This window comes from Bradyrhizobium lablabi (genome assembly GCF_018131005.1).
Taxonomy (GTDB): Bacteria; Pseudomonadota; Alphaproteobacteria; order Rhizobiales; family Xanthobacteraceae; genus Bradyrhizobium; species Bradyrhizobium lablabi_D.
The window spans coordinates 245,681-271,283 of sequence record NZ_JAFCJK010000001.1 but is presented as its reverse complement, the minus strand read 5'-3'; the positions used below and the strand labels follow the sequence as shown (position 1 = coordinate 271,283).

23 protein-coding genes and 1 pseudogene are annotated in these 25,603 nt (G+C 62.3%); 12 read left to right on the top strand and 12 right to left on the bottom strand.

Going from position 1 to position 25,603, the window contains the following annotated elements; genetic code table 11:
* Window positions 1–54 precede the first annotated feature (54 nt).
* The 3 genes from JQ553_RS01340 to JQ553_RS01330 all read left to right on the top strand — a co-directional run bounded on the left by JQ553_RS01340 (window position 55) and on the right by JQ553_RS01330 (window position 4,397).
* Window positions 55–843, top strand: a complete 789-nt coding sequence (locus JQ553_RS01340) for a phosphodiester glycosidase family protein (protein ID WP_212498080.1) — start codon at window positions 55–57, stop codon at window positions 841–843.
* Between the two features lie 525 nt (window positions 844–1,368).
* The gene (locus JQ553_RS01335) at window positions 1,369–3,063 is read left to right on the top strand and encodes an alkaline phosphatase family protein (RefSeq protein ID WP_212498079.1); all 1,695 of its coding nucleotides are present in this window, start codon (window positions 1,369–1,371) and stop codon (window positions 3,061–3,063) included.
* An 11-nt stretch (window positions 3,064–3,074) separates the two neighbouring features.
* Entirely contained in the window at window positions 3,075–4,397 is a 1,323-nt protein-coding gene (locus JQ553_RS01330; protein ID WP_212498078.1) for a cytochrome-c peroxidase, read from the top strand.
* A 68-nt stretch (window positions 4,398–4,465) separates the two neighbouring features.
* Here the strand turns inward: JQ553_RS01330 and JQ553_RS01325 are convergent, their stop codons facing one another.
* The 9 genes from JQ553_RS01325 to JQ553_RS01285 form a co-directional block, all read right to left on the bottom strand.
* A complete protein-coding gene (locus JQ553_RS01325; RefSeq protein WP_212498077.1) occupies window positions 4,466–5,440 on the bottom strand; it encodes a type II secretion system F family protein in 975 nt (324 codons plus the stop codon).
* A 9-nt stretch (window positions 5,441–5,449) separates the two neighbouring features.
* On the bottom strand, window positions 5,450–6,427 hold the full coding sequence (locus JQ553_RS01320; RefSeq protein WP_212498076.1) for a type II secretion system F family protein: 978 nt from the start codon (window positions 6,425–6,427) through the stop codon (window positions 5,450–5,452).
* Window positions 6,428–6,439: 12 nt separating this feature from the next.
* Window positions 6,440–7,903, bottom strand: coding sequence for a CpaF family protein (locus JQ553_RS01315; protein WP_212498075.1), 1,464 nt, complete (start codon window positions 7,901–7,903; stop codon window positions 6,440–6,442).
* 24 nt (window positions 7,904–7,927) lie between these two features.
* Entirely contained in the window at window positions 7,928–9,196 is a 1,269-nt protein-coding gene (locus JQ553_RS01310; RefSeq protein ID WP_212498074.1) for an AAA family ATPase, read from the bottom strand.
* On the bottom strand, window positions 9,193–9,945 hold the full coding sequence (locus tag JQ553_RS01305; RefSeq protein WP_249143882.1) for a CpaD family pilus assembly protein: 753 nt from the start codon (window positions 9,943–9,945) through the stop codon (window positions 9,193–9,195). The genes JQ553_RS01310 and JQ553_RS01305 overlap by 4 nt, the downstream gene beginning before the upstream one ends.
* Before the next feature lie 9 nt (window positions 9,946–9,954).
* A complete protein-coding gene (locus JQ553_RS01300; protein ID WP_249143881.1) occupies window positions 9,955–11,424 on the bottom strand; it encodes a type II and III secretion system protein family protein in 1,470 nt (489 codons plus the stop codon).
* Window positions 11,425–11,438: 14 nt separating this feature from the next.
* Window positions 11,439–12,224: a Flp pilus assembly protein CpaB gene (cpaB, locus tag JQ553_RS01295; RefSeq protein ID WP_212498073.1), complete on the bottom strand. Its 786-nt coding sequence runs from the start codon at window positions 12,222–12,224 to the stop codon at window positions 11,439–11,441.
* A gap of 123 nt (window positions 12,225–12,347) precedes the next feature.
* Window positions 12,348–12,872 carry a prepilin peptidase gene (locus JQ553_RS01290; protein WP_212498072.1) on the bottom strand — a complete coding sequence of 175 codons (525 nt, stop codon included), beginning with the start codon at window positions 12,870–12,872 and terminating at the stop codon, window positions 12,348–12,350.
* 202 nt (window positions 12,873–13,074) lie between these two features.
* Window positions 13,075–13,239, bottom strand: coding sequence for a Flp family type IVb pilin (locus tag JQ553_RS01285; RefSeq protein WP_212498071.1), 165 nt, complete (start codon window positions 13,237–13,239; stop codon window positions 13,075–13,077).
* A 280-nt stretch (window positions 13,240–13,519) separates the two neighbouring features.
* Between JQ553_RS01285 and JQ553_RS01280 the strand changes: the two genes are divergently transcribed.
* From JQ553_RS01280 to JQ553_RS01255, 6 genes and pseudogenes are all read left to right on the top strand, one after another.
* Window positions 13,520–14,347 (top strand): sterol desaturase family protein, encoded by an 828-nt coding sequence (locus JQ553_RS01280; RefSeq protein ID WP_212498070.1) that lies wholly within the window; start codon window positions 13,520–13,522, stop codon window positions 14,345–14,347.
* Window positions 14,348–14,362: 15 nt separating this feature from the next.
* Window positions 14,363–15,808 (top strand): hypothetical protein, encoded by a 1,446-nt coding sequence (locus tag JQ553_RS01275; protein WP_212498069.1) that lies wholly within the window; start codon window positions 14,363–14,365, stop codon window positions 15,806–15,808.
* A pseudogene (locus tag JQ553_RS35035) lies at window positions 15,809–16,482 on the top strand (sterol desaturase family protein); the annotation flags it as partial.
* An 86-nt stretch (window positions 16,483–16,568) separates the two neighbouring features.
* Window positions 16,569–17,081: a pilus assembly protein N-terminal domain-containing protein gene (locus JQ553_RS01265; protein ID WP_212498068.1), complete on the top strand. Its 513-nt coding sequence runs from the start codon at window positions 16,569–16,571 to the stop codon at window positions 17,079–17,081.
* Between the two features lie 175 nt (window positions 17,082–17,256).
* The gene (locus JQ553_RS01260) at window positions 17,257–17,796 is read left to right on the top strand and encodes a TadE/TadG family type IV pilus assembly protein (RefSeq protein ID WP_212498067.1); all 540 of its coding nucleotides are present in this window, start codon (window positions 17,257–17,259) and stop codon (window positions 17,794–17,796) included.
* An 8-nt stretch (window positions 17,797–17,804) separates the two neighbouring features.
* Window positions 17,805–18,443 carry a TadE/TadG family type IV pilus assembly protein gene (locus JQ553_RS01255; RefSeq protein ID WP_212498066.1) on the top strand — a complete coding sequence of 213 codons (639 nt, stop codon included), beginning with the start codon at window positions 17,805–17,807 and terminating at the stop codon, window positions 18,441–18,443.
* 204 nt (window positions 18,444–18,647) lie between these two features.
* Here the strand turns inward: JQ553_RS01255 and JQ553_RS01250 are convergent, their stop codons facing one another.
* The 3 genes from JQ553_RS01250 to JQ553_RS01240 form a co-directional block, all read right to left on the bottom strand.
* The gene (locus JQ553_RS01250; protein WP_016842648.1) at window positions 18,648–18,860 is read right to left on the bottom strand and encodes a cold-shock protein; all 213 of its coding nucleotides are present in this window, start codon (window positions 18,858–18,860) and stop codon (window positions 18,648–18,650) included.
* Between the two features lie 266 nt (window positions 18,861–19,126).
* Window positions 19,127–19,417: a translation initiation factor IF-1 gene (infA, locus tag JQ553_RS01245; RefSeq protein ID WP_212498065.1), complete on the bottom strand. Its 291-nt coding sequence runs from the start codon at window positions 19,415–19,417 to the stop codon at window positions 19,127–19,129.
* 24 nt (window positions 19,418–19,441) lie between these two features.
* Window positions 19,442–20,860: a DEAD/DEAH box helicase gene (locus tag JQ553_RS01240; RefSeq protein ID WP_212498064.1), complete on the bottom strand. Its 1,419-nt coding sequence runs from the start codon at window positions 20,858–20,860 to the stop codon at window positions 19,442–19,444.
* A 512-nt stretch (window positions 20,861–21,372) separates the two neighbouring features.
* Between JQ553_RS01240 and urtA the strand changes: the two genes are divergently transcribed.
* The 3 genes from urtA to urtC all read left to right on the top strand — a co-directional run bounded on the left by urtA (window position 21,373) and on the right by urtC (window position 25,600).
* Window positions 21,373–22,698 (top strand): urea ABC transporter substrate-binding protein, encoded by a 1,326-nt coding sequence (urtA, locus tag JQ553_RS01235; protein WP_212498063.1) that lies wholly within the window; start codon window positions 21,373–21,375, stop codon window positions 22,696–22,698.
* A 155-nt stretch (window positions 22,699–22,853) separates the two neighbouring features.
* Window positions 22,854–24,434, top strand: a complete 1,581-nt coding sequence (gene urtB / locus JQ553_RS01230) for an urea ABC transporter permease subunit UrtB (RefSeq protein ID WP_249143939.1) — start codon at window positions 22,854–22,856, stop codon at window positions 24,432–24,434.
* A complete protein-coding gene (gene urtC, locus JQ553_RS01225) occupies window positions 24,431–25,600 on the top strand; it encodes an urea ABC transporter permease subunit UrtC (RefSeq protein WP_212498061.1) in 1,170 nt (389 codons plus the stop codon). Before urtB ends, urtC begins: the two co-directional genes overlap by 4 nt.
* Window positions 25,601–25,603: the final 3 nt, after the last annotated feature.

Below are 25,603 nucleotides of genomic sequence, written 5' to 3'. Positions count from 1 at the left end.
CCACCGAACCAAGCGGCCTCTCAGATCACGCAGAGCGGCTTTTCACCACTCTACGTGGGCGTCGACTACGAAACAGCAACCGTTCCATCCAATCCAGCGACAACAGATGGAGCGCCAACGACAAGCCGAGCTTATATCGCACGCGTCGATCTGAGGGCGCCCGGGGTTGCGCTGCAGACTACGTCGCATAGCGGTCCGCTCAACACCGTATCCGAGACAATTTCGCAGTTCGCGACCCGCACGCGCGTACGCCTGGCAATCAATGCAAACTTTTTTGCACCGTGCTGTAACGCCTTCTCCGAGCCGAAGACGATAATCGGCTTGCTCGTTTCGAATGGGAGGGTTGTCTCGCCCGCGACCAAAGATCCGACGCAGAGCGAGGCAGTGCTCGCGATCATGCGCGGGAATGCTGCCGTCATTGAACATGGGTCAAATATCAAGGTATCTCAGATCGTCACCGCCGTCGCTGGCTCGGCGATTGTCGTGCAGAACGGCAAGGACATCAGCGCCAGCAGTCCGAACGAAGGCGATCCGACCAACCCGAATCCACGCACGCTGGTCGGACTGTCAAATCACGGCCGCTATCTCTACCTCGTGGTGATCGATGGTCGTGTGAAGGGCTATTCGACCGGGACCACGAACGCACAATCCGCGGCACTGATGCTCGCGCTGGGGTGCGACAGTGCACTAAATCTCGATGGCGGCGGATCAACGGAAATGGTCCGCGCAGACAAGCTCGGCGAGCCCTACATCCTGAACACGCCGAGCGGAGGCGCCGAACGCTTCGATGCAGCTGCCTTGGGCGTTTATGCCCAGGAGCTTCCGAGATTGCCCTTCGAATAACGTTTCGTCGAGACAGCGGCTGATTCGATCGGCCGCTGTTAAGACATTTTCGTACAGCCGGCTTGTGCCAATAGTGACGCTTCAACGAAAGAAGCGCCAGCCACGCCGAGTTACTCATTGTCGATGTTTGCTCTTGCGCTATCGAAGCCGGTTCGGTCGCCGCTCCGTAAAGGGTATCATCGCGGACAACGGGTACACCCCACGAAACGTGGGTTTTGAACGGGCGCTGGAGCTACTGTCCTCGCCCTGGCAAATGTCGCACTGAAATATTCTCGCCTTCCAGGGATTCGCGACGCTTGCATTCCGCCGCATCCTAAAAAAATCGCCTGCGTAACTTCGCAAATGATTTGTCGCGAACCGCGATCAGCGATTCAACCGCTGCGTGCGTGCGCGGTGCTGCATCGCTGTCGCGCAAGACCGGGACGTCGCGTGAAATTAAACTGACACACCTCCGTCATTGACGCTGCCTAACTGTCTCCGCCGCACGACCAAAAAATGTTTTTTTGGGAGACATAAGGAAAAAAGATGAAAAATCGAAAGCTGAAAAGCGTTCTGCTATCAACGGTTGCAGTTACAATGATAACAACCATTGTCGTATCGACCGCTTCGATGGCTGGTGAAGATGCCGCCTCCGGGAAGACGTCGGCGGTTAACCCGAACACGCTGCACACCAAATATCCGATCAAGCACCTCGTGGTGGTCTTCAACGAGAACGTCTCGTTCGATCATTATCTCGGCTCGTACCCGAATGCGCTGAATCCCGAAGGCGAGCCCGTTTTCGAGCCCGCCAAGACAACTCAGCGGGACATCAACAATCTCCTGACGAACCCGGCGCTGCTCAACAATAACCCTAACCTGAACGGGGCCAATGGCGCGGGCGCTACCAATCCGTTCCGTCTTGACCGCACGCAGGCAAATACGGCCGACCAGGGCCATGGCTACACTGCCGAACAGAAAGCCTATGACGGCGGCAAGAATGACCTTTTCCCGTCGAATACCGGTAAGGGCAGCAGCGGCGGAGCCGGCGCCTTCGGCACTACCGGTCAGGTGATGGGCTATTTTGACGGCAACACGGTCACCGCCGTCTGGAACTACGCTCAGAACTACGCGATGAGCGACAATGCCTGGGCTGACCAATATGGTCCGTCGACGCCGGGCGCGATGAACATGTTCGCCGGCCAGACCAACGGCTTTGTGCAGACAAAGGGTAGTGGCAGTTTGCTCGCTGACGGTACGGGCGGCTTCACGTTGACCGGCGATATCGATCCCTCCGGTGACACGTGCTCGGACCAGACCAAGCAGGCCATGTCAAACGCCAAGAACATCGGCGACCTGCTCAATGCCGCGAACGTTCCATGGGGCAATTTTTATGGTGGTTTCAATCTGCAAACCATCAATGCCAACGGTAGCACCGGCTGCAATCGCTCCACCGTGAGCCAGGTCACCGGCGGCGCTCACACCGACTATGTCCCGCATCACATGTGGTCCCAGTACTTTGCGTCGACGGCCAATCCGACGCACGCCCGCCCGACCTCGACCAAAGCGATCGGTTACACCACGGTTCCGGGCACCAAAAAGGTTGATCCGGCCAACCACAACTACGATCTGCAAGATTTCTTCACCGCGGTTGGATCAGGCAATTACCCGGCGGTTTCCTTCATCAAGATGGCGTCGGTTCAGGACGGTCACCCAGGCAACTCCAATCCGCTCGATGAGCAGATCGGGCTGGTTAACCTCGTCAACTTCCTGCAGCAGCAGCCCGACTGGGACAGCACCGCTATAGTCCTCGCCTATGACGATTCGGATGGCTGGTATGACCACGCTTTTGCGACGACGACGAGTCCGTCGTTCTCGTCGGCCGATGCATTGAATGGTCAGGGCCTCTGCGGCGCCCCTGGTGCTACCCAACCCACTGGCGTCAATGGCTTGCCCGTCCCTGGTCGCTGCGGCCCGGGGACGCGCCACCCGTTCTTCGTGATCTCGCCCTACTCCAAGAAGAACTACGTGAGCCACGTGCAGATCACGCAGGCCTCGATCCCGCAATTTATCGAGGACAACTGGTTGAACGGTGAGCGTCTGGGCAAGGGCGCATTCGATGCCACGACCGGTTCGTTCGTGGACATGTTCAACTTCAACAAGAAGAACAGCACCACGCTTATCCTCGATCCGAACTCCGGCACCGTGGATACCAAGGACAAAGAAAAGAACAACAAGAGCTGAGCCAAAGTTTCATGTTCAATCGCACGATCGTGTGGTTTCTCGGCGCCGGCCTTATGGCCGGCGCCGTCTTCGCTGCCGAACCGAAGGGATTGTCGGGCGAAAACCCAAATCCGATTCATCTCATTCGTCCTCCCGTTCAGCCGCTATCGGCCATGGCGAAGCTTGGCCGGGAACTGTTTTTCGACACGAGCCTGTCATCGTCGGGCAAGGTCGCTTGCGCGTCGTGTCACAGCCCGGAACATGCCTATGGTCCCCCGAACGATGCGCCCGTGATGCTCGGTGGAGCGGACCTCACGCTGCAGGGCGCTCGCGCTGTTCCGTCGCTGACCTATTTGGAGCGGCAACCCGAATTCAGTGTTGGCCCCGATGACCCTTCAAATGAGAACGTGAACGTGACGCAGCAGGCCGAGATCGGCAAAACGGCGGTGCGCGTGCAGAAGCTCGCGACACAGACGGCGCAAAGCGCAAATATCGTTCCACAGGGAGGCATGTTCTGGGACGGCCGCGCAGACACCCTTCAGATCCAGGCGGCAGGCCCTCTGTTCGACCCTCGCGAGATGGACGGCGGCAGCGAGGAAGTGATCGCCGAGAAGCTTCGTAAATCCGCCTATGCGCAGAAGTTTGTGGGATTGTTCGGCCCGAGCATCCTGCGGGATTCAAGACTGCTGGCCGCCGAGGCGTTGTTTGCCATCGGGCGCTATCAGATCGAGGATCCGAGCTTCCATCCCTATACCAGCAAGTATGACTACTGGCTGGAGGGCAAGGCCCGCCTGAGCGAGCCCGAGATGCGCGGACTTCGCCTGTTCAACGATCCGGAAAACGCCAACTGCGCCGGCTGCCATACCTCGGAACCTTCCCGGGAGGGCTACCCGCCGAACTTTACCGATCGTCAGTATGAAGCCCTGGGCGTGCCACGGAATGTTGCGCTCGCCGATACAAAGGACCCCAACTATTTCGATCTTGGGGTTTGCGGACCGATTCGCAAGGACATGGCGGAGCAGACGCAATTTTGCGGTATGTTCAAGACGCCGACCTTGCGCAACACCGCGGTGCGCCACGCGTTCTTCCACAATGGCGTATTCCGGACGTTGCAGCAGGTAATGGATTTCTACAATTTGCGCGATACGAATCCGGAGAAAATCTATCCACTCGGCGCCGACGGAAAAGCCGAGAAGTACAACGATATCCCGGCGCAGTATCACGCCAATGTCGATGTCGCCGATCCGCCCTTCGATCGCCATCGCGGCGAACCGCCGGCCATGACGGCTCAGGACGAAGCCGACATCATCGCATTCCTGAGCACCCTGAATGATGGATACAAGCCGGAGCAGTGAGGAGCACCTCACGCTCCATGAGCATTTAGCTTACCGAGCCCGACTCCAGCGCATGACCGCTACACGCTCTAATGTATCTCCGTGAACTTGATGTAGCTCGGCCCGAGGATGACGATGAACAGACAGGGCAGGAAGAACAGGATCATCGGCACCGTGAGCTTGGGCGGCAGCGCTGCCGCCTTCTTCTCGGCCTCGGTCATGCGCATGTCGCGGTTTTCCTGCGCCATCACGCGCAGGCTCTGGCCGAGCGGTGTGCCGTAGCGTTCGGACTGCTGCAGCGCGAGGCAGACCGACTTCACTCCCTCGAGGCCGGTGCGCCGCGCCAGGTTTTCGTAGGCCGACTTGCGGTCCTGCAGGTAGGACAGCTCCGCGGTGGTCAGGGTGAACTCCTCCGACAGCGCCACCGACTGCCCGACGATCTCCTGTGCCACCTTGCGGAAGGCGACTTCGACCGACATGCCTGACTCGATGCAGATCAGCAGCAGGTCGAGCGAGTCCGGGAAGGCGCGCTTGATCGACAACTGGCGCTTGGAGATGGCGTTCCTGAGGAACAACATCGGCGCCTGCAGGCCGGCATAGGCCGCGGCGAGACAGATGCCGATCTGGACCGTGGTCGGCCAGTTTGAGGCGGACAGGAAGAAGACGTAGACGATGGCCGCAATCAGCATGACGATCGGCGTCACCGCGCGCGCAAACAGGAAGGTGACGTAGGGGGCATGGCCGCGATAGCCCGCCATAACGAGCTTCTCGAGCGCAGACTCCTGGGCCAGCCATTTGGTGAGGTTCAGGTCGTCGACCACCTTGGAGACGAGCTGCTTCGGCGTCTGGCGCAGCGTGACTTTGTCCGTCTTGTTGAGGCGGTCGCGCTCGCGCTGACGGATACGCTCGCGCTCGCTGGCGACGGCCTTCATGCGCTTGTTGAGATCACCGCCGGCGAGCAGCGGCATCACAAGCGTATAGACGGTCGCGCTTGCCGCAAAGAAGGCAAGCAACATGCTCATGAACCTGACGTCGTGAAGCTTGGTGATGAGAAAATCAATCATGCTGCACCGTCAGAAATCGAAGTTGATCATCTTCTTCATCACGAGTATGCCGATCATCATCCAGACGACACAGGCGACCAGCATCAGCTGGCCGGTCGGATGGGTCCACAGCAACGAGATGTATTCGGGCGTCGTGATGAACACGAGGATCATGACGACGGGCGGCAGCGAACCGATGATGCCCGCGGACGCCTTCGCTTCCATTGACATCGCCTGGATCTTTTCGGCCATCTTCTTGCGGTCGCGCAGCACCTTGGACAGATTGCCGAGCGCTTCAGAGAGGTTGCCGCCGGATTTCTGCTGGATCGCGACCACGATGCCGAAGAAATTCGCTTCCGGCAGCGGCATGCGCTCATAGAGCCGTGCGCAGGCCTCCCCAAGAGGCATGCCGATCGCCTGGGTCTCGATGATGGAGAGGAACTCGCTGCGCAGCGGTTCGGGTGCGTCGTTGGCCACCACCTTGATCGATTCGAATAGCGGCAGGCCGGCCTTGATGCCGCGCACGATGACGTCGACGGCGTCGGGCAGCGCCTTCAGGAAGGCCTTCTCGCGGCGCTTCTTCAGGAATCCAAGCAGCCAGCGCGGCACGCCGAAGCCGGCGGCGAAAGCCATGCCGCCGGCGCCGAGCAGGCCGCCGCCGATCATGAACGTAATGGCAAAGCCGAGCAGGCCGAGCACGCCGGAGATGATCCAGAATTTCTGTTCGGACCACGCGAGTCCGGCCTGCGAAATGCGCATGCCGAGCGGAACCCGCTTGCTCTTCTGGCGCCTGGCCTCGAGCTCCTTGAGCGTTCCCTCGACCTGCTCGCGGCGCGAGCGCTGCGTCCGGTCGGCCTGGCGCGCAGCAGCGGGTTCGCTGCGAGCCACCGAGGCGCGGCGCGACTCGGCCTTCTTCTCCCCCGACAGGTGCGGATACAGGAAGACCCAGGCGAGGCCGCCCACGGTGGTGGCGGCGAGGAACGCCATGGCGATGTTCTGCACGTTCATCGCGCGTTTCCCTTAAGTCGGAGGCGGGGCCTCGGAGGCGTCGAGCGCCGCTCCGAGCCGCTTCTCTTCGTTGTAGTAGCGCGCACGCTCCCAGAACTTCGGACGGCCGATGCCGGTCGAGCGGTGGTTGCCGATGATCTTGCCGTTCGCATCTTCGCCGATCATGTCGTACAGGAAGACGTCCTGAGTGATGATGGTGTCGCCTTCCATGCCCATCACCTCGGTAATGTGCGTGATGCGGCGCGAACCGTCACGCAGGCGCGCCGCCTGGATGATCACGTCGATCGAGGCGCAGATCATCTCGCGGATGGTGCGCGAGGGCAGCGAGAAGCCGCCCATCGTGATCATGGATTCGCAGCGCGAGAGGGCCTCGCGCGGGTTGTTGGCGTGCAGCGTGCCCATCGAGCCGTCATGGCCGGTATTCATCGCCTGCAGCAGGTCGAACGCCTCGGGTCCACGGACTTCGCCGACGATGATACGCTCGGGACGCATACGCAGACAGTTGCGGACCAGCTCGCGCATCGTGATCTGGCCTTCCCCCTCGATGTTCGGCGGACGGGTTTCCAGCCGCACCACATGCGGTTGCTGCAGCTGCAGTTCGGCTGCGTCTTCGCACGTGATGATGCGCTCGTCATGCTCGATATAGTTGGTGAGGCAGTTCAGCAGCGTGGTCTTGCCCGAGCCGGTGCCGCCGGAAATCAACACGTTGCAGCGGACGCGGCCGATGATCTGCAGGATGGTCGCGCCTTCCGGCGTGATCGCGCCGAACTTGACGAGCTGGTCCAGCGTCAGCTTGTCCTTTTTGAATTTGCGGATGGTGAGCGCGGGGCCGTCGATCGCCAGTGGCGGCACGATGGCGTTAACGCGCGAGCCGTCGGCGAGGCGGGCGTCGCAGATCGGCGAGGATTCGTCGACGCGCCGCCCGACCTGGCTGACGATGCGCTGGCAGATGTTGAGAAGCTGCTGGTTGTCGCGGAAGCGGATGCCGGTGCGCTGGATCTTGCCGCCGACTTCGATGAACACCGTGCCGGCGCCGTTGACCATGATGTCGGCGATGTCGTCACGCGACAGCAAGGGCTCCAGCGGACCGTAGCCGAGCACGTCGTTGCAGATGTCGTCGAGCAGCTCCTCCTGCTCGGCGATCGACATCACGATATTCTTGATCGCGATGATCTCGTTGACGATGTCGCGGATTTCCTCACGAGCCGATTCGCTGTCGAGCTTGGCGAGCTGCGCAAGGTCGATCGCCTCGATCAGGGCGCCGAAGATCGTCGCCTTGACCTGGTAGTAGTTGTCGGAGCGGCGTGACTCGATCGTCGGTGCGGGCGGCGGCTTGATCGCGGCAATTGGCGGCGACGGGATCGTCGGTGCGGCCGTCTCGCGCGGAATGCTTGGCGCGGCGGCAGGTTCCGGCGCCTGAAATGCGGGCTTGGACGACCGCGGGTCGAAGTCATTTCCGCTACGCTTACCGAACACGACGTCTTTGCTCCATGAGGGCCGCTACTTGGCCCGCAGCTTTTCGAGCAGGGGCGACAGGAAGGACCCCCTGGGCTTCTTCGTCTCGCCGCGGCCTGTCAGCCGCTGCGCGATCTGCAGGAACATCTCGACCGAGCGATGATTGGCGGAGATTTCCGCGATCATCTGGCCGTTGTTGGAGGCCGAGCCGAAAATCTGCGGATCAAACGGGATGGTGGCGATCGGCTGGCTCTCGATCGCCTTGGCGAATTCGGCGGTCGCGATCTCCGGGCGCTTCGGTATGCCGACCTGGTTCAGGCAGTAAAGCGGTGCGCGATCGTTCGGACGCGCCGCCTTCAGCAGATCGAACATATTCTTGGCGTTGCGCAGATTGGCGAGATCGGGCGCCGCCACGATCAGGATGTCGTCGGCCGCGATTAGCGCGCGCTTGGCCCAGCCCGACCATTGATGGGGAACATCGAGCACGATGCAGGGCATCGTGGTGCGCAGCGTGTCGAAGATTGCGTCGAACGCCTCGGCGCCGAAATCATAGACCTTGTCGAGCGTGGCCGGCGCGGCCAGGAGGCTCAGGTGATCGGTGCACTTCGACAGCAGGCGGTCGACGAAGGCGGTGTCGACGCGGTCGGGCGAGAACACCGCGTCCGCGATCCCCTGCGCCGGGTCCTGGTTGTAGTTGAGGCCCGCGGTGCCGAATGCGAGATCGAGATCGGCGACCACCGAGTCGAGCGCCAGGTCGCGCGCGATTGCCCAGGCGACGTTATGGGCGATCGTCGAGGCGCCGACGCCACCCTTGGCGCCGACGATGGCGATGATGCGGCCGACCGCTTTGGCTTCCGGCGCCGAGAACAGATTGCAGACCGAGCGCACTACGTCGATCGTCTGGGCCGGCGCAATCACGTAGTCGCTGACGCCGCGGCGAACCAATTCGCGGTAGAGCGTGACGTCGTTGACGCGGCCGATCACGATCACGCGGGTGCCGGCGTCGCAGACTGAGGCAAGCTGGTCCAGCCCGGCCAGAATGTCGCCGCGGCCCTCGGTCTCGAGGATGATGACGTTCGGCGTCGGTGCCGAGCGATAGGCCTCGACGGCCGCGGCCATGCCGCCCATCTGGATCTTGAGATGGGCCTTGGCCAGCCGGCGATCCTCGCCGGCCGACTGCACGGCGGCGGCGGTCTCGACCGTCTCGCAGAACGCCTGGACCGAAACCCGCGGCGCCGGCGCAATATGGTCCTCCACGGCCGGTGTCGAGGCGTCCGGCTGCTCTTCGGAGTTCTGTCGCGCGTAGCTGATCATTTGCCTGTATCGCTGAGTTTGGCTTTTTCCGCCTCGGGATAGGTCGTCGCGGTCGAGGTGCCCTTGCGATACTTATCGAAGGCGATGTTACGACGCGGTATATAAGCGGGGGTTTCCGCACGCGGCTGCAAGATATCGGCCGGGTCCGCCACCATGGCGGCGAGGTTGCGCTGGTTGGCGCAGCCGAAATTGTAGTACGGCTTGTTCTCGAAATAGGATCCGTTGTGGATCGACGGGCCGAGATCTTCCGGCCACAGGCCGCACGGGCCGGCGACCGCGGAGATCTTCGGATAGTTCACCCGGATCGCGGCCATGTGGCGCGGATCCTGGGGGCGGTACTTGCGAACTACGACCCCGTGGGGCGGCACGCCGGCGGCTGCGAAAGTGGCCCGGATCTCGCGCAGCGAATCCTGGGCGGCGCGTGCGTTAGGTGTATCGGCGGGAACGTCGATGCTGACAACGCCGGTGCCCTCGCGGAGCCAGTCCTGCGCCATTCCCATCACCTCGGCGCGCTGTTCTGCGGTCAGGCCGCCCCGGCCACGGCCGACGAACACCACGATCGAGCGGTCGGCCTCGGTGACCGCGATCGGATGCCGCTGGCGATAGTCGTTGGGCGCGTTCACGTAAGCGAGGCTGTCGTCGGCGGCATGCTGGCAGGCGCCGAGGGTCACCGTGAGGCCGATGAGCGCTCCCGCGAGGCGGAAGGCGCGCATGCAATCGGCGGGTATCGTTGCTGTCGTCTGTTTCATCGTCCCGCCTCAGTCCGTAATGAAGCCGTAGGTGCCACGGTAGTTGCGCGCCGGATCGGTGCGGCCCGGCACGCCGTAGATGCGATTGATGCTGCCCAGGAGATCGGCCTGCGGGTCGGACGCATTGGCAAAGCCGTCATCCGGACGCGACAGGTCCTTCTGCGCCACCGCGCGGACCACGTAGGGCGTGACCAGTACCATGAGCTCTGTCTGGTTGTTGATGAAGTCGCGGCTGCGGAACAGCGTGCCGAGCACCGGAAGCTCCGCAAGCCCCGGGAAGCCGTTGATTGCCTGCTTGGTTTGATCCTGGATCAGGCCGGCCATCGCCATCGAGCCGCCCGAGGGAATCTCGAGCGTGGTCTCCGCGCGGCGGGTCTTGATCGAGGGAATCGTCGTTCCCGCCTGGCCGCCCGTCAGGGCGTTCTCGGTCGAGACTTCCGACACTTCCGTCATCACCCGCAGGCTGATCCGTCCTTCGGTCAGCACCACGGGAGTGAAATTGAGCGAAATACCAAATTTCTTGAAGCTGACGGTCTGGACGCACTGCCCGATCGCGCCCGACGTTGTCGTTTGGCAGGTGACGCCGGTCGGTATCGGAAACTCGCCGCCTGAGATGAAGGTCGCCGATTCACCGGAGATCGCCGTCAGGTTCGGTTCGGCGAGCGTGCGCACGACACCCGCGCTTTCCATGGCGCGCAGCGTCGCCGAGACCGATGGCGTCGCTCCGAATGTCGTGGTGAGAGCGTTGCCCGGGACGAGCGCAGCGTTGTTTGCCGTGAACGGGTTGGAGTTGTTGAACTTCACGACCGCCGTGCCGTAGTTGAGATTGGCGGAGAGGTCGATGCCGAGCTGCTTGATGATCGAGCGTTGGACCTCCGCGACGGTGACCTTCAGCATCACCTGGTCGCGGCCGTGCACGGCGATGGTGTTGACGACCTTGTCGGGACCGCCCGACAGGCGGGCGGCGAGATCGAAAGCCTGCTGCGCCTCGATCGGGCTCGCCGCCGAGCCCGATAGCATCACGCCGTCGCCGACACCCTCGATCTGAATGTCGGAATTGGGCAGCGCCTGCCTAAGCGCGGCGCGTACACCGTTGAGGTCGCGCTTGACGGCGATGTCATAGGCGGCAATCTGCTGGCCCGCGGCGTCGAAGAACACGATGTTGGTCTGCCCGACCGTGGCGCCGATGATGTAGGCGCGCTGGGCGGAGCGAACCACCGCGTTGGCGATCTTGGGATCGGCGACCAGCACGTCCTTGATCTCGCGTGGCAGATCGATCACCACCGACTTGCCGACGCCGAGCGACAGGAAGCGTGCGTTCATCGAGCTGTCCGCGGCGGCTGGAGATGCCGCGACGCGGTAATCACTTGCCACCACCGGCGTCAACGCGGGGTTGAGCGCGAGTGCCGTGACCGCCGAAAACGACAGGGCGCGGATCATGGCCGTCCGCATCGTCCGCCGGGCTACCCTGCAATTCATCTCGTCTATCCTCGTCACTTCTGCGTCGTCGCCTGGCTGGCGACGCCAAAGCGGATGACGCTCACCGTGTCGCCGCGTCTGTTGAAATTTTCGTCGGTCCTGATCTCGTTGGCGTCGGCGATGCTGCGCAGCGCGAGCGACAGGATGCCGGTCTGGCGCGCCCGCGCCAGCGTCTCGGCCTGCTCAGGCCTCAATTCGAGCGTAACAGTCTTGCCGACCAGTGCGTTGGTGCCGTCTTTCTCTTTCGGCGCCTGATCGATGGCGAGCACGCGGACATTGGTCAGGATGATCTCGGTGATGACGATGTCGGCCGCGTTGCGGTCGGGATTCTTTTCCCGCTTGGACAGCAGCACATCGACCCGGTCGTTTGGCAGGATGAAGCCGCCGGCCCCGGTTTCCGGCGAGATTTCAGTCGACACCCCGCGCATGCCGCTCGGCAGGATCGCCGCCATGAAGCCGCTTCCGTCAGCCTTGACGAGCTTCTGTTCGCGGATCGGTTCGCCCTGGATGAACGGAGCGCGCGCGATCGAGCCGGTGACATCCTTGATGGCGTCGGCCCGGGCGTCCTTGCGCATGAAGGTGCTGCTGGCGGTCGCGGCCGGCCAGGTCTGCCACTGCAGGTCGTCAGCCTTCACGGTTTGGCCGAGACCGATGTCGGACCGCGCGACCAGGATGTCGACAGTTTGCAGTTGCGCGGCCGGCTGTGTCTGCGCCGGCTTGTCGCCGCCGCTCGCCAGATAAAGGGCCGCGAGGCCGGCACAGCCGGCGATTGCCAGGACCATAATGCGAGCGGTATTCATTACGCTTCACTTTCCACATGACGCGACGCTGCCGCCGCCGTGTTGGAAGTTGACCAGCTATTCGTCAAAGCATGGTTAATGAGGCGTATCTAAATCACCTTAACGGCTGGTTACCCGCCGCCGTCAGCGCATGGCGAGGTGTGCGAGATCGATTGTCTTGATCCAATCGGTGTCTGGATAGGCCAGCAATGCGCCGAGGGCGAGCGCGATGCCGTAGGGAATTCCGGTCTGCTTATCGTGCAGCCGGGCAAGCCAGGCCTGCGATACGAGCGGGTAAGGCAGCGGCCACTGCCTGAGTTGCAGCAATAGCAGGGTCAGCGCGCCGCCGAGCACAGATGCGTAGACCAGAAAGTTGAGCAGGTGGTCGAAGCCGAACCAGAGGGCGGCGGCCGCCGCGACCTTGGCGTCGCCGCCGCCGATCCATCCCATCGCAAACATGGCGAACGACACCACGAGCACCAGCGCACCGGCGCCAGCATGGCTGAGCATGTCGTGGACGCTCATGCCGGTCAGCGGCGCCAGGAGCATGAAGCCGGCCAATAGCCCCAGCGACACCCGGTTGGGGATCGTCATGGTGAAAAGATCACTCGCTGCCGCGAATGCCATCAGGGCTGGAAACAGCATCAAGCGCGCGATGTCGAGGATCATGGAAGAAGCGCCGTGAGGCTAGGACCGAGGTTGTGACGTGGCGCGACGCTAGCGGCCAATGGTGAACAATCGGAAAAGACCTGAAAGCGGCTTCCCGGTTCCTCACGAAGCGTGCGTGCGCAGCGCCGGCGGAGCAAGTCCGTCAAAAAGACAAAGGCCCCGGGACCGCCGGGACCTTTGCGGCGAATTCGCCGAATCGTGCTTACTTCAGCGAGGTCGAGATCGTGCCGAAGGTGCCGTTCAGCGCCGTGCCGACGCCGCGGACGGCAGTGATGATCGCAATCGCGATGCCGGCGGCAATGAGACCGTACTCAATAGCAGTCGCGCCAGACTCATCCTTCACAAAGCGCGAGACGAGGTTCTTCATAAACAAACTCCTGTGTACACGTGGCTGGTCGAAGTGGATTTGGTCTGGTCGGCGTTCTCAGCACCGTGACCATGCTAGGGAGCCTAGGGATCGACGATTGCGGTGCGGTTAATTTGATCGCGTAAAGTCGGCCGGAACCCGCAGTTCTTGCGCACAGTAAATTTGGAATTAAGGCGTCGGATTAAACCGCGGGGTTTTTCTCCCGCGAGCGATCGATCGGGATTCACAGCTCTTTAAGCGCGAGCCGATACCCATGAGGCCTCCATCGAATGAGGCTGTCATGTCTGAGCTCCCCCTCGAAATCATCGCGATGGTCGGCCAGACGATGATCAAGGTGGCGCCGATCACGATCGTTCTGGCGCTTGTCTTCTCGGTGTTGACCCACTTCTGGGCCTGCAATCCGGGCAAGCCCTGGTGGCGCAAGCGCGAGCTCGTCACCGATATCTGCTACTGGTTCTTCGTGCCGGTGTTCGCCCGCGTGCTGCGCATCGGGTTGCTGGTGCTTGGCGCGGCCGTCCTGTTCAACGTTCATGGTGCCGACGAACTGGTGGCATTCTACGACAACGGCCACGGCCCACTGTCACGGCTTCCGCTTTGGCTGCAGGCGGCGATCTTCCTGGTCGCCTCGGACTTCATGCTCTATTGGCTGCACCGGCTGTTTCATGGCAGCGGGTTCTGGAAATATCACGCCATTCATCATTCCTCCGAAGACCTCGAATGGATTTCCGCGGCGCGCTTTCATCCGGTCAACCTGATGATAGGCACGATCTCGGTTGACGTGGTCCTGTTGATGGCGGGCATCTCGCCGAACATCATGCTGTGGGTCGGTCCTTTCACCACATTTCACTCCGCTTTCGTCCACGCCAATCTCAATTGGACGCTCGGCCCGTTCAAATACGCGATCGCGACGCCGGTTTTCCATCGCTGGCATCACACCGGTGTCGAAGAGGGCGGTGACACCAATTTCGCGGGCACCTTCCCGATCTGGGATATGCTGTTCGGCACGTTTCGGATGCCGGACAATGCGCTGCCCGTGAATTATGGCGCGGATGACAAGGCGATACCCTCCGAGATCGGCGGGCAATTGGCCTATCCGTTCCGTCACTGAGCGGCGTGCGCCGCCATGAGCGCAGAGATCGCTACCATCCAGCGCGAGAGGGCCTCCGTCGTGAGCGAGGTCCCGGCCTGGTTCTGGATGGGCTGCGGCGTTTACGCGCTGCTGTTGATCGATGGCGGCAGCCGGCTCGGCGATTCCGATACCTATTGGCAGATTACCATCGGGCGGTGGATCCTTGATAACGGCGCCTTGCCGTCCGTCGATTTCTACTCGTTCACCAAGGCGGGCGAACCATGGATGTCGTCGTCCTGGCTTGCGCAGGTTCTCTACGCAAAATCCTACGATCTCGCCGGATGGACCGGGCCCGTGGCGCTGGCCGCGGTCTGCATCGCCGTCGCTTTCGCGCTGCTCACCTCGATCCTCAACCGCCGGATGCCCGCGGCCTATGCGAGCGCCGCCGCACTCGCGGCGCTGGCGCTGTCGTCTGGGCATCTGCTGGCGCGTCCTCATGTGCTCGTGCTACCGATACTGGTCGCCTGGACGAACGGCCTCATGTCAGCCAGCGAGCGCCTCGAGCCGCCGTCATTCTGGCTTACGCCGCTGATCGCGCTCTGGGCCAATCTGCACGGCAGCTTCGTCTTCGGCCTGGTGCTGGTTGGCGCCTTTGCGCTCGACGCATTGTGGAACGCGGAGCCCTTGCACAGGAGTAGCTTGGCGCTGCGCTGGACTTTGTTCGGGCTCGGTGCGCTCGCCGCGTGCTGTTTGACGCCCTATGGCTGGGGCTCGATCCTTGCTTCGCTGAGGATTCTCGCTCTCGGAGAGCTCCTGCATCTGATCGCGGAGTGGATGCCGGCTGATTTCCGCACCATCGGCGCGTTCGAGCTGGCGCTTCTCGCGCTCATCGGCGGCGCGCTCTATGGCGGCGTGAAGTTGCCGCTGCCGAGGATTGCGCTGGTGCTGGGCCTGCTGCACATGGCGCTGTCCCACGTCAGGAATATCGAGATCTTCGCCATGTTGCTGCCGCTGGCGGTGCTCACGCCTGTGGCATCGCAATTCGGCTTGAAGGCCGTGGGTCTGGCGCGGCTGAGGGTTGCGCCCGCAGTCGCGCTTCTCGCTGGCCTCTGCGCCTCGACCTTGGCCGTCGCGGCAAGCCAGGCCATAGCACCGCCGGCCGGCCATTCGCCCGCGGGCGCTGTCGACGCGTTGAAAGCGCATAACGTCAGGCGTGTCCTCAACGATCTTCCATTCGGCGGTTACCTGATCTGGCGGCAGATGCCGGTGTTCATCGACGGACGCGCCGAGCTCTACGGCGAGGCATTCGAGATGGCCTATTACCGGGCGCTTCAGCTCAAGGACGTCGACGGCTTTCTCGATCTGCTCAAGACATACGACATTGATGCGGTGATGCTCACGCCGGACATGCCGGCGGTCAAGCTGCTCGACCGGATCGGGGGCTGGCGGCGCGTCTACGCGGATGCGGGGGCGGTCGTGCATGTGCGCGTTGCGGATTGACCGCTGTTTGCGCGCGTATTCCGTGTCGGACTTCTCGTGATCGTTGCCGGCCTCGTCTTCGGCATCCGCGACACCGACGAGCTTTCGCTTTCTACGACAGCGGCCATGGCCCGTTGGCGGCGCTGCCGTCGTGGCTGCAAGCGGTGGTGTTGCTGGTGATCTCCGATTCGCGATGTACTGGCTTCACCGTCTGTTTCACCGCGGCGGCTTCTGGAAGTACCATGCCATCCATCATTCCTCGGAGGACGTGGACTGGATTTCGGCGGCGCGCTTCCATCCCGTGAACCTGCTCGGCACGGTCGGCATCGACGTCTTGCTGCTGTTGGCCGGCATCTCGCCAAACGTGGGTTGGTCCCTTCAACCTGTTCCTGTCGGCTTTTGTGCACGCCAATCTGAACTAGGATCTGGGTCCGCTCAAATATGTGCTGGCAACGCCGCTCTTCCACCGCTGGCATCACACCTCGCTTGAGGATGGCGGCAACACCAATTTCGCAGGCACTTTTCCGATCTGCGATATCCTGTTTGGCACCTTCCGCATGCCGGCGGGCCGGCTACCGGATAATTACGGAATCGCCGATGATGCATTCCCGAGCGAGATCGCCGGCCAACTCGCCTATCCGTTTCGGAAGTCGCGGCATCCGCGCAATTCGCCGCTCGATTTTTGCTCTTCTTAAATGAATTGCCGTCAGATTCGCCTTGTCGGGCGCCGGCTCCGCTGCGCTTCGCCTTTTGCCGGCATGTCAACGTCCCGGGGTAGAGTATGTCTTTCCAGTCCCAGCGAATCTGCGCAGGTGCACGTTTCGGCCTGATTTCCCTGGCCGCGGCGATCCTGCTGTGGCCGGCAGTGTCCACGGCCGCGCCTGACCCTGACAAGATCTCGGTCAATGTCGATCAGGCCAAGCTTGTCAAGCTGCCAACGGGTATCGCCACGATCGTCGTCGGCAACCCGCTGATTGCAGACGTGAGCTTGCAGAATGGCGGCGTCGTCGTCGTCACGGGCAAGGGCTATGGCGCCACCAACTTCATTGCGATCGACCGCTCCGGCCAGGTGCTGGTCGATCGTCAGATCCAGGTTGAAGGCCCGACCGACCAGCTCGTCACCGTTTATCGCGGCATCGACCGCGAGACCTATAGCTGCATGCCGGTCTGCCAGCGCCGCATCACGCTCGGTGACGGCGAGACCTATTTCAAGGCGACGATGGACCAGGCCGGGTCGCTGAATACGCAGGCCACCGGTTCGGGTGCGACCGCGGCCGCCAAGTCGGCGAACTGACGCATTCCCGGGCCGGCGCTCATTGCGCGCCGGCGACGTGGCCGGTTAAAGCTTATCCCGCCTCGGCACGGTTAAAATTGGCCTAACGTTACGGGTCGCCGTCCCGAGGTCTGACGAAACATTTCAACAATCAGTTTCCGGTAGTTGTTGCCGTCATGCTCATCCGGGGTCGTTGATGCCGCTGCCCGCACGCTTTTCCAGAAATCTCCACCGCTTCTGCCGCAACCGCCGCGGCTCGACCGCAGTCGAATTCGCGCTGGTTGCGCCGCTCTTCTTCGGGCTCCTGTTCGCGATCATCGAAGTGGCGATGATATTTTTTGCCGGCCAGGTACTCGAGACCGTGACGCAGGATTCCGCGCGCATGATCCTGACCGGTCAGGCGCAGATGGCAAACTTCACCCAGGTGCAGTTCAAGAACTTTGTCTGCAGCCGGATCAACGTTCTGTTTGATTGCGCGAACGGCGTCTATATCGACGTGCGCAGCTACCAGTCTGACCAGTTCGGCTCCGTCAACATTGCCGCGCCGATCGATTCGGGTGGAAACTTTCTTCCAGCCATGCAGTACAGCCCCGGAACCGCCGGCCAGATCGTGGTTGTCCGCCTGTTCTATCAGTGGCCGCTGTTCGTTACCAAGCTTGGCTTCAACCCCGCCAACCTGAACAACAACAAGCGGCTGCTGACCGCGACCGCAGCGTTCATGAACGAGCCCTTCTGAGGCGGAGCATGAAAGAGATATCACCGATCCGGACAGGTCTGCGGCAGGGTGCGGCGAGATTCGCGCTCGATCGATCCGGACTTGCCGCTGTCGAGTTTGCCTTCATCGTGCCGCTGATGCTGGTCATGTTGTTCGGGATCGTCGAGTTCTCGTCCGCCGTCGCCGCTTCCCGCAAGGTGACACTGATGGCGCGGACGCTGTCCGACCTGACTTCGCGCGCTCCCCAGAGGTCGGATCAGCAGACAGTGGCCGACGCCGATCTCGCCAACTTCGTCAATGCCGGTATCGGCATCATGACGCCCTTTACGACGGCGCAGTTGAAATCCACTATCACCGAGCTCTGGATCGATCCCAACAGCCTCGCTGCGCGCGTACAGTGGAGCAAGGGAGATGCGCCACGAGCGACGAGCACTACAGTCCAGGTCCCAAGCGCGCTGCAGATCGCCGGCACCTATCTGATCTTCAGTGAAGTCAGCTACAACTACATTCCATCGGTCGGCGCCATAAACATCCCGACGATTGGACCCGTGATGCCGACCGGCATTGCTCTCCGCGACGTCGCCTATACCCGTCCGCGTTACTCTCTCTGTGTCATCTATCCGACTCCGGCGCCAAATGTGGCGATGCCGAACTGCCCGAAATTGTAGCCGCTTCCATGCTCGAGCATCATCGGTTTTGATTGAATCAGAACCGAAGCTCAAGCTTGCTGCCTTGACACGTTTTCTTAACGCCAACCGGCGTCCACTTCGCTCGAAAACGCTATGTACAAAAGCAAAGGCCGCACCCGAAGATGCGGCCTTTGCTGTCTCCGAAGACAATTTCCGGAGAGCTTTTGCTCTCGGGAAATCGGCTTATCCGGCGGCGCGCAGATTGTCGGCCGAGGATTTACCGGACCGGCGGTCGGCGACGATCTCGTAGGAGATCTTCTGGCCCTCCCGCAACGTCCCAAGGCCGGCGCGCTCGACGGCGCTAATGTGCACGAACACGTCATTCCCGCCTTCATCCGGCTGGATGAAGCCGTAGCCCTTAGTCGCGTTAAACCACTTAACGGTTCCCATGCTCACGTGGGTAGTCCCTTCTCAGATATACAAGTTCAAAACCCGCTGGTTGGCGGGGTGGCGAGATCGAATTTTTGGAAGGGTCGTCAGCGTCTAAACCGGCTGTACCGGTGGATAGCTAATGTCGTCCGGCCGAAAATCGATGATCAATATTATGCGATAGGCCGTTTCAAAACAATCCGGACATGCTGATTTTTTGGCCGGCGCAGCCGCGGGCCATTTTTTAGCGCGACATGAAAATGTCATACTCGGGATAGTTGCTGGATCTGGCCCTATCGACGGCGGAACTGGCCCCCGCGCGGCGGCCCGCTACGCGGCGGCCCGCCGGGTGAGCTCGGGCGCTCGTCCTTGTGACGGAAGATCAAGCGACCCTTTTCGAGATCGTAGGGCGACATCTCGATCGTGACGCGATCGCCGGCCAGGGTCTTGATGCGGTTCTTCTTCATTTTGCCTGCAGTGTAAGCGACGATCTCGTGGCCTGCATCAAGTTGCACCCGATAGCGGGCGTCGGGGAGAATTTCGGTCACCAGTCCTTCGAACTGGATCAGCTCTTCCTTAGCCATGTGTATCTCCAGATCGAGCGACGGCTAGTGCTGCGGTTGGTTGTTGCGGTTGGATTGCGGTTTCGGCCGGGCTTCGCGGTGCAAGAAGGCGACACCCTGAATGCCCTCGCTTGCGCCGGTCTGCGACGGACGGGACGACTCGCCCCGGTTCGTCTGCGGATCGCTACTACTACCACTTCGACGGCGGCGGCGGCGAGGCCCTTTTGTGCCGGGGGCGCTTTCATTCCCACGGACATGATGCGCACGTGGCGCAGACCGGCCGCCCCGGTGCGGCTGCGGTGCCTTGGCCGGTGCGGTGGCGTCGCGGTTGCCCGGCGTGCGGCGGTCTTCCCGCGGAAGCGGGATGCGGATCAGCCGCTCGATGTCGCGCAGATACCCCATTTCCTCGGCACCCGCGATCAGCGAAATCGCGACCCCCTCGGCGCCCGCGCGCGCCGTGCGGCCGATGCGGTGGACATAGGTTTCCGGAACATTTGGCAGGTCGAAATTCACGACATGGCTGATGCCGTCGACATCGATACCCCGGGCGGCGATGTCGGTCGCCACCAGCGTCCGGATTTCGCCGGAGCGGAACGCCGCCAGCACGCGCTCGCGGTGGTTCTGCGACTTGTTGCCATGGATGGCGTTGGCCTCGATGCCGGCCTTGGCGAGGCCCTTCACAACCTTGTCGGCGCCGTGCTTGGTGCGGGTGAAGACCAGCGCGCGGTCAACTGGTTCCTGCTTCAGCAACTGGGCCAGCACGGCCGGTTTGGCCGCGAAATCGACCTGGATTACGCGCTGGGCGATGCGGTCGGCGGTCGATGATACCGGCGTCACCGCGACGCGGGCGGGGTCGCGCAGCATCGCCTCGGCGAGCTCGGCGATATCCCTCGGCATGGTCGCCGAGAAGAACAGCGTCTGCCGCCTGATTGGCAGCTTGGCCACGATTTTCCTGATGTCGTTGATGAAGCCCATGTCGAGCATGCGGTCGGCTTCGTCCAGAACCAGGAACTCGACCTGATTGAGTTTCAGCCCGTTGCTCTGCACGAGATCGAGCAGGCGGCCGGGGGTTGCCACCATGACTTCGACGCCCTGCAATACGGCGCGAACCTGGCGGCCCATAGGCACGCCGCCGATCGCAAGCGCCGAGGTAAGGCGGATATGGCGGCCATAGGCGTTGAAACTGTCAAGGATCTGGCCCGACAATTCGCGAGTGGGGGAGAGCACCAGCACGCGGCAGCTCTTGGGCTGCGGACGGCTGCGGTTCTCCAGCAGACGGTGGAGGATCGGCAGCGCGAAGGATGCGGTCTTGCCGGTGCCGGTCTGGGCGATGCCGACGACATCGCGGCCGGCGAGAGCTAGCGGGATCGTCTGGGCCTGGATGGGGGTGGGCGTGAGATAGTTTTCTTCTCGAAGCGCACGGGCGATGGGATCGGCGAGGCCGAAATCCTGAAAGGAGGTCAAAAGGCTGTTCTTTCCATAAAGGCAATCGTCGTCCCGGCCGAGATGGCCGGGATCGCACGAGGGTGTCAGGACACCCGCGTGTTTGGGGCATCGCACATTGGTTTGCTGATAAAGCGAGCCAGAGGCCATTCGACCGGCCCGGAACACGCAGCTCGCAGGCGCCGCGATTCGCGGGCACCGCAACGATATGGACCAGGAACACGGCGGTTTCAAGGTGTTAGCTTTGACGCAGCGCGGCATAGCTAATTGCTTTCCTTTCCTGCCGAAAATATCGCCATCGCGAAAGTTTTGCTCACGAAATAATCTGATTGCCCTTTTTGCACACATTTTCTTGGCCTAAAAATTAAGCAGTCAAGACAGGCGTTTCCGCTGGAAATGAAATATAACCTAGTTAAGTCAATATCTTAGTATGTCAGCCGCCTGTGGCATGGTTCTTGCGATTCCCTTAACCGCAGGCGGCCATGTGGCCGTTCGCAAGCGTTTCACGCCTTGCGTCAGGGAGATGACATTTCATGCTTACTCAACTTACTTGCGATCTTGCGATGACCCGTCGCCGCTGGCTTGCGGCGACCGCCGGCCTGGTTTTGGGTCTGGCTGCGTCCTCGCCGTTCTCGCCGGCGCAGGCGGCGGAGGACACCATCAAGGTTGGCATTCTCCATTCGCTCTCCGGCACCATGGCCATCAGCGAGACCACGCTGAAGGACACCGTCCTTTTCCTGATCGACGAGCAGAACAAGAAAGGTGGCGTGCTCGGCAAGAAGCTCGAGGCCGTCGTCGTCGATCCCGCATCGAACTGGCCGCTGTTTGCCGAAAAGGCGCGCGAGCTCATCACCAAGGACAAGGTCGCGGTCGTGTTCGGTTGCTGGACCTCGGTGTCGCGCAAGTCCGTGCTCCCGGTGTTCAAGGAGCTGAACAACATCCTGTTCTATCCCGTGCAGTATGAAGGCGAGGAATCCGAGCGCAACGTGTTCTACACCGGCGCCGCCCCGAACCAGCAGGCGATCCCGGCCGTCGACTACCTGATGAAGGACGAGAAGGTGAAGCGCTGGGTGCTGGCGGGCACCGACTACGTCTATCCGCGCACCACCAACAAGATCCTCGAGGCCTACTTGAAGTCGAAGGGCGTCAAGCAGGAAGACATCATGATCAACTACACGCCGTTCGGTCACTCCGACTGGCAGACGATCGTGGCCGACATCAAGAAGTTCGGCTCGGCCGGCAAGAAGACCGCGGTGGTCTCGACCATCAACGGCGACGCCAACGTCCCCTTCTACAAGGAATTGGGCAATCAGGGCATCAAGGCGACCGACATCCCGGTGGTCGCGTTCTCGGTCGGCGAGGAAGAGCTTGCCGGTATCGACACCAAGCCGCTGGTCGGCCATCTCGCCGCCTGGAACTACTTCGAGTCGATCAAGACCCCCGCGAACGAGAAGTTCATCAAGGACTGGCAAGCCTACACCAAGAATCCGAAGCGCGTGACCAACGACCCGATGGAAGCTCATGTGATCGGCTTCAACATGTGGGTGAAGGCGGTCGAGAAGGTGAAGTCGACCGATCCGGACAAGGTGATCGACGCGCTTCCTGGCATCGAGGCGCCGAACCTGACCGGCGGCGTGTCGAAGATGCTGCCGAACCACCACATCACCAAGCCGGTGTTCATCGGCGAGATCAAGGGCAACGGCCAGTTCGACGTGGTCTGGAAGACTCCGGGCCTGGTGGCCGGCGACGCGTGGTCGAAGGAGCTGGATGGCTCCAAGGACCTGATCGGCGACTGGGTCGACAAGAAGTGCGGCAATTACAACGTCAAGACCAACAAATGCGGCGGGCAGGGATCCTGATTGAGGCTCCTGATCTAAGTCGCCCATGATCTGATCAACGACACAACAAGCAATCTTCCAAGACACTGGAGAAGGCGGCTCTGTCCGCCGCCTTCTCCTCGCACTCCTGCCGGGGTTATCACGTGTTTGTCTCTTGTCTTGACCGCCTTCGCGCGTTGTTTCTGTCGATCTTGTTGCTCGGCAGCGTTACCTTGCCGGCGTTCGCCGGCTCGTTCGAGGACTCGGTCGCCAAGTTTGCCAATGACGAATTCTCCGACACCGAGGAGGCGGTCGGCGAGATCGCGGCGTCCGGAAATCCGCTTGCCTTCCCGATCATCAGCGCCCTGCAGGATGGCCGCCTGTCGGCCGATCCCGAGACCAAGAAGGTCTTCATCACCGGGGCCGACGACAAGGTCATCGATGCTGCAACCGGCACCGCCGTCAACAAGCTGCCGGACGGCACTGCACCCGTCCGCCTCAACAACCGTCTGCGGCGCACCGTGGAGGCCGCGCTCGGGGGCCTGACCCTGTTATCGCCGGACCCCGCCAAGCGCCTGGCGGCGGCGCAGTCGGTGTTCAAGAGCCACGAGGAGAGCGCGCTCGCCACCGTCGAAAGCGCGCTCGCCAACGAAGCCAACAAGGCGACCAAACAGGCCTTTGCCGAGGCGCGCGCCGCCATCATCCTGTTCAAGCCTGATGCCTCCGAAAATGACAAGCTCGAAGCCATCGCCGTGATCAAGGCGCGCGGCGACCAGGAAGCCATGGCTCTCTTGACGAGCCTCGGCGCCGACCAGCCGCCACTGGTCGCCAAGGCCGCGGCCGGCGCGATCTCCTCGATCCAGAGCAATCTGGCGACGTGGTCGGCGGTCCAGAACGCCTGGTACGGCATTTCGCTCGGCTCGGTGCTGCTGCTCGCCGCGATCGGGCTTGCCATCACCTTTGGCGTGATGGGGGTCATCAACATGGCGCATGGCGAGATGGTGATGCTCGGAGCCTACACCACGTTCGTGGTGCAGGAGGTGATCCGCACCCGCTATCCCGGCCTGTTCGACTATTCGCTGCTGATCGCAGTGCCGCTCGCTTTCCTGGTTGCGGGCGGCATCGGCGTGCTGATCGAGCGCGGCATCATCCGCTTCCTGTACGGCCGCCCGCTGGAAACACTGCTTGCGACCTGGGGCCTGTCGCTCGTACTGCAGCAGGCGGTGCGCACCGTGTTCGGCCCGACCAACCGCGAGGTCGGCAATCCGTCCTGGATGAGCGGCGCTTTCGACCTCGGCCAGATCACCATCACCTATAACCGCCTCTGGATCCTCTGCTTCACGCTCGCCGTGTTCGCGATCCTGCTCGCGATGCTGCGCTATACTTCGCTTGGGCTCGAGATGCGCGCGGTCACGCAGAACCGCCGCATGGCGGCCTCGATGGGAATTGCCACCTCGCGCGTCGACGCGCTGACCTTCGGCCTCGGCTCGGGCATCGCCGGCATCGCCGGCGTCGCCCTGTCGCAAATCGACAATGTCAGCCCGAACCTCGGCCAGAGCTACATCATCGACAGCTTCATGGTCGTGGTGTTCGGCGGCGTCGGCAATCTCTGGGGCACGCTGGTTGGCGCCTTCACGCTCGGTATCGCCAACAAGTTCCTCGAGCCGGTGGCCGGCGCGGTGCTTGGCAAGATCGCGATCCTGGTGCTGATCATCCTGTTCATCCAGAAGCGGCCGCGCGGCCTGTTCGCACTCAAGGGGCGGGCGGTGGAAGCATGACGCCGCACATCCTCACCCGCTCGCTCGACCGCGCCGCGACCAGCTTCATCCTGATCGTCGCCGCCGTCGGTGTGCTGATCCCGCTGTCGAACCTGCTCCTGCCGCAGGGCTCGATCTTCCAGGTGCCGACCTATCTGGTGGCGCTATGGGGCAAGTATGTCTGCTACGCGATCCTTGCACTGTCGATCGACCTGATCTGGGGCTATTGCGGCATCCTGTCGCTCGGTCATGGCGCCTTCTTCGCGCTCGGCGGCTACGCCATGGGCATGTACCTGATGCGCCAGATCGGCAGCCGCGGCGTCTACGGCAATCCGATCCTGCCCGACTTCATGGTGTTCCTGAACTGGGACAGGCTGCCCTGGTACTGGTACGGCTTCGACAACTTTGCCTTCGCCGCGCTGATGGTGCTGCTGGTACCCGGACTGCTGGCGTTCTGCTTCGGCTGGTTGGCGTTCCGCTCGCGGGTCACCGGCGTCTACCTCTCGATCATCACCCAGGCGATGACCTATGCGCTCCTGCTCGGCTTCTTCCGCAACGATTTCGGGTTCGGCGGCAACAACGGGCTGACCGATTTCAAGGACATCCTCGGCTTCAACGTGCAGGCCGACGGCACGCGCTGCGCGCTGTTCCTGCTGAGCTGCCTCGCGCTTCTGGTCTCCTTCTTGATTTGCCGCGTCGTGGTCACCTCGAAGCTTGGCAAGGTGCTGATCGCGGTACGCGACGCCGAAAGCCGCACCCGCTTCCTCGGCTACCGCGTCGAATCATACAAGCTGTTCGTGTTTACGCTGTCGGCCTGCATGGCAGGTGTGGCGGGGGCGCTCTATGTGCCGCAGGTCGGCATCATCAACCCGAGCGAATTCGCGCCCGGCAACTCGATCGAAGCGGTGATCTGGGTCGCGGTCGGTGGCCGCGGCACGCTGGTCGGCGCGGCGCTCGGCGCGGTCGTCGTGAACTACGCCAAGACGCTCTTCACCTCGGGACCACTCGCGCCCTACTGGCTGTTCATGCTCGGCGCGCTGTTCATCCTGGTGACGCTGCTCTTGCCCAAGGGCATCGTGGGCACCTTCAACGCGTGGTGGGAGCCGTGGAAGGCGCAGCGCGCCTCGGCCGACGACATCAGCGCCGCGCGCGAAGACGGCATCAGCGAACCGAATCCGGCGGAGTAGGCC

Bases quoted from the DNA above. Each gene is read 5' to 3' on its own strand.
- JQ553_RS01335 (WP_212498079.1), top strand. From the start codon at position 1,369: ATGAAAAATCGAAAGCTGAAAAGCGTTCTGCTATCAACGGTTGCAGTT.
- JQ553_RS01330 (WP_212498078.1), top strand. From the start codon at position 3,075: ATGTTCAATCGCACGATCGTGTGGTTTCTCGGCGCCGGCCTTATGGCC.
- JQ553_RS01325 (WP_212498077.1), bottom strand. From the start codon at position 5,440: ATGATTGATTTTCTCATCACCAAGCTTCACGACGTCAGGTTCATGAGC.
- JQ553_RS01320 (WP_212498076.1), bottom strand. From the start codon at position 6,427: ATGAACGTGCAGAACATCGCCATGGCGTTCCTCGCCGCCACCACCGTG.
- JQ553_RS01310 (WP_212498074.1), bottom strand. From the start codon at position 9,196: ATGATCAGCTACGCGCGACAGAACTCCGAAGAGCAGCCGGACGCCTCG.
- JQ553_RS01305 (WP_249143882.1), bottom strand. From the start codon at position 9,945: ATGAAACAGACGACAGCAACGATACCCGCCGATTGCATGCGCGCCTTC.
- JQ553_RS01300 (WP_249143881.1), bottom strand. From the start codon at position 11,424: ATGAATTGCAGGGTAGCCCGGCGGACGATGCGGACGGCCATGATCCGC.
- cpaB (WP_212498073.1), bottom strand. From the start codon at position 12,224: ATGAATACCGCTCGCATTATGGTCCTGGCAATCGCCGGCTGTGCCGGC.
- JQ553_RS01290 (WP_212498072.1), bottom strand. From the start codon at position 12,872: ATGATCCTCGACATCGCGCGCTTGATGCTGTTTCCAGCCCTGATGGCA.
- JQ553_RS01285 (WP_212498071.1), bottom strand. From the start codon at position 13,239: ATGAAGAACCTCGTCTCGCGCTTTGTGAAGGATGAGTCTGGCGCGACT.
- JQ553_RS01280 (WP_212498070.1), top strand. From the start codon at position 13,520: ATGTCTGAGCTCCCCCTCGAAATCATCGCGATGGTCGGCCAGACGATG.
- JQ553_RS01275 (WP_212498069.1), top strand. From the start codon at position 14,363: ATGAGCGCAGAGATCGCTACCATCCAGCGCGAGAGGGCCTCCGTCGTG.
- JQ553_RS01265 (WP_212498068.1), top strand. From the start codon at position 16,569: ATGTCTTTCCAGTCCCAGCGAATCTGCGCAGGTGCACGTTTCGGCCTG.
- JQ553_RS01260 (WP_212498067.1), top strand. From the start codon at position 17,257: ATGCCGCTGCCCGCACGCTTTTCCAGAAATCTCCACCGCTTCTGCCGC.
- JQ553_RS01255 (WP_212498066.1), top strand. From the start codon at position 17,805: ATGAAAGAGATATCACCGATCCGGACAGGTCTGCGGCAGGGTGCGGCG.
- infA (WP_212498065.1), bottom strand. From the start codon at position 19,417: ATGGCTAAGGAAGAGCTGATCCAGTTCGAAGGACTGGTGACCGAAATT.
- urtA (WP_212498063.1), top strand. From the start codon at position 21,373: ATGCTTACTCAACTTACTTGCGATCTTGCGATGACCCGTCGCCGCTGG.
- urtC (WP_212498061.1), top strand. From the start codon at position 24,431: ATGACGCCGCACATCCTCACCCGCTCGCTCGACCGCGCCGCGACCAGC.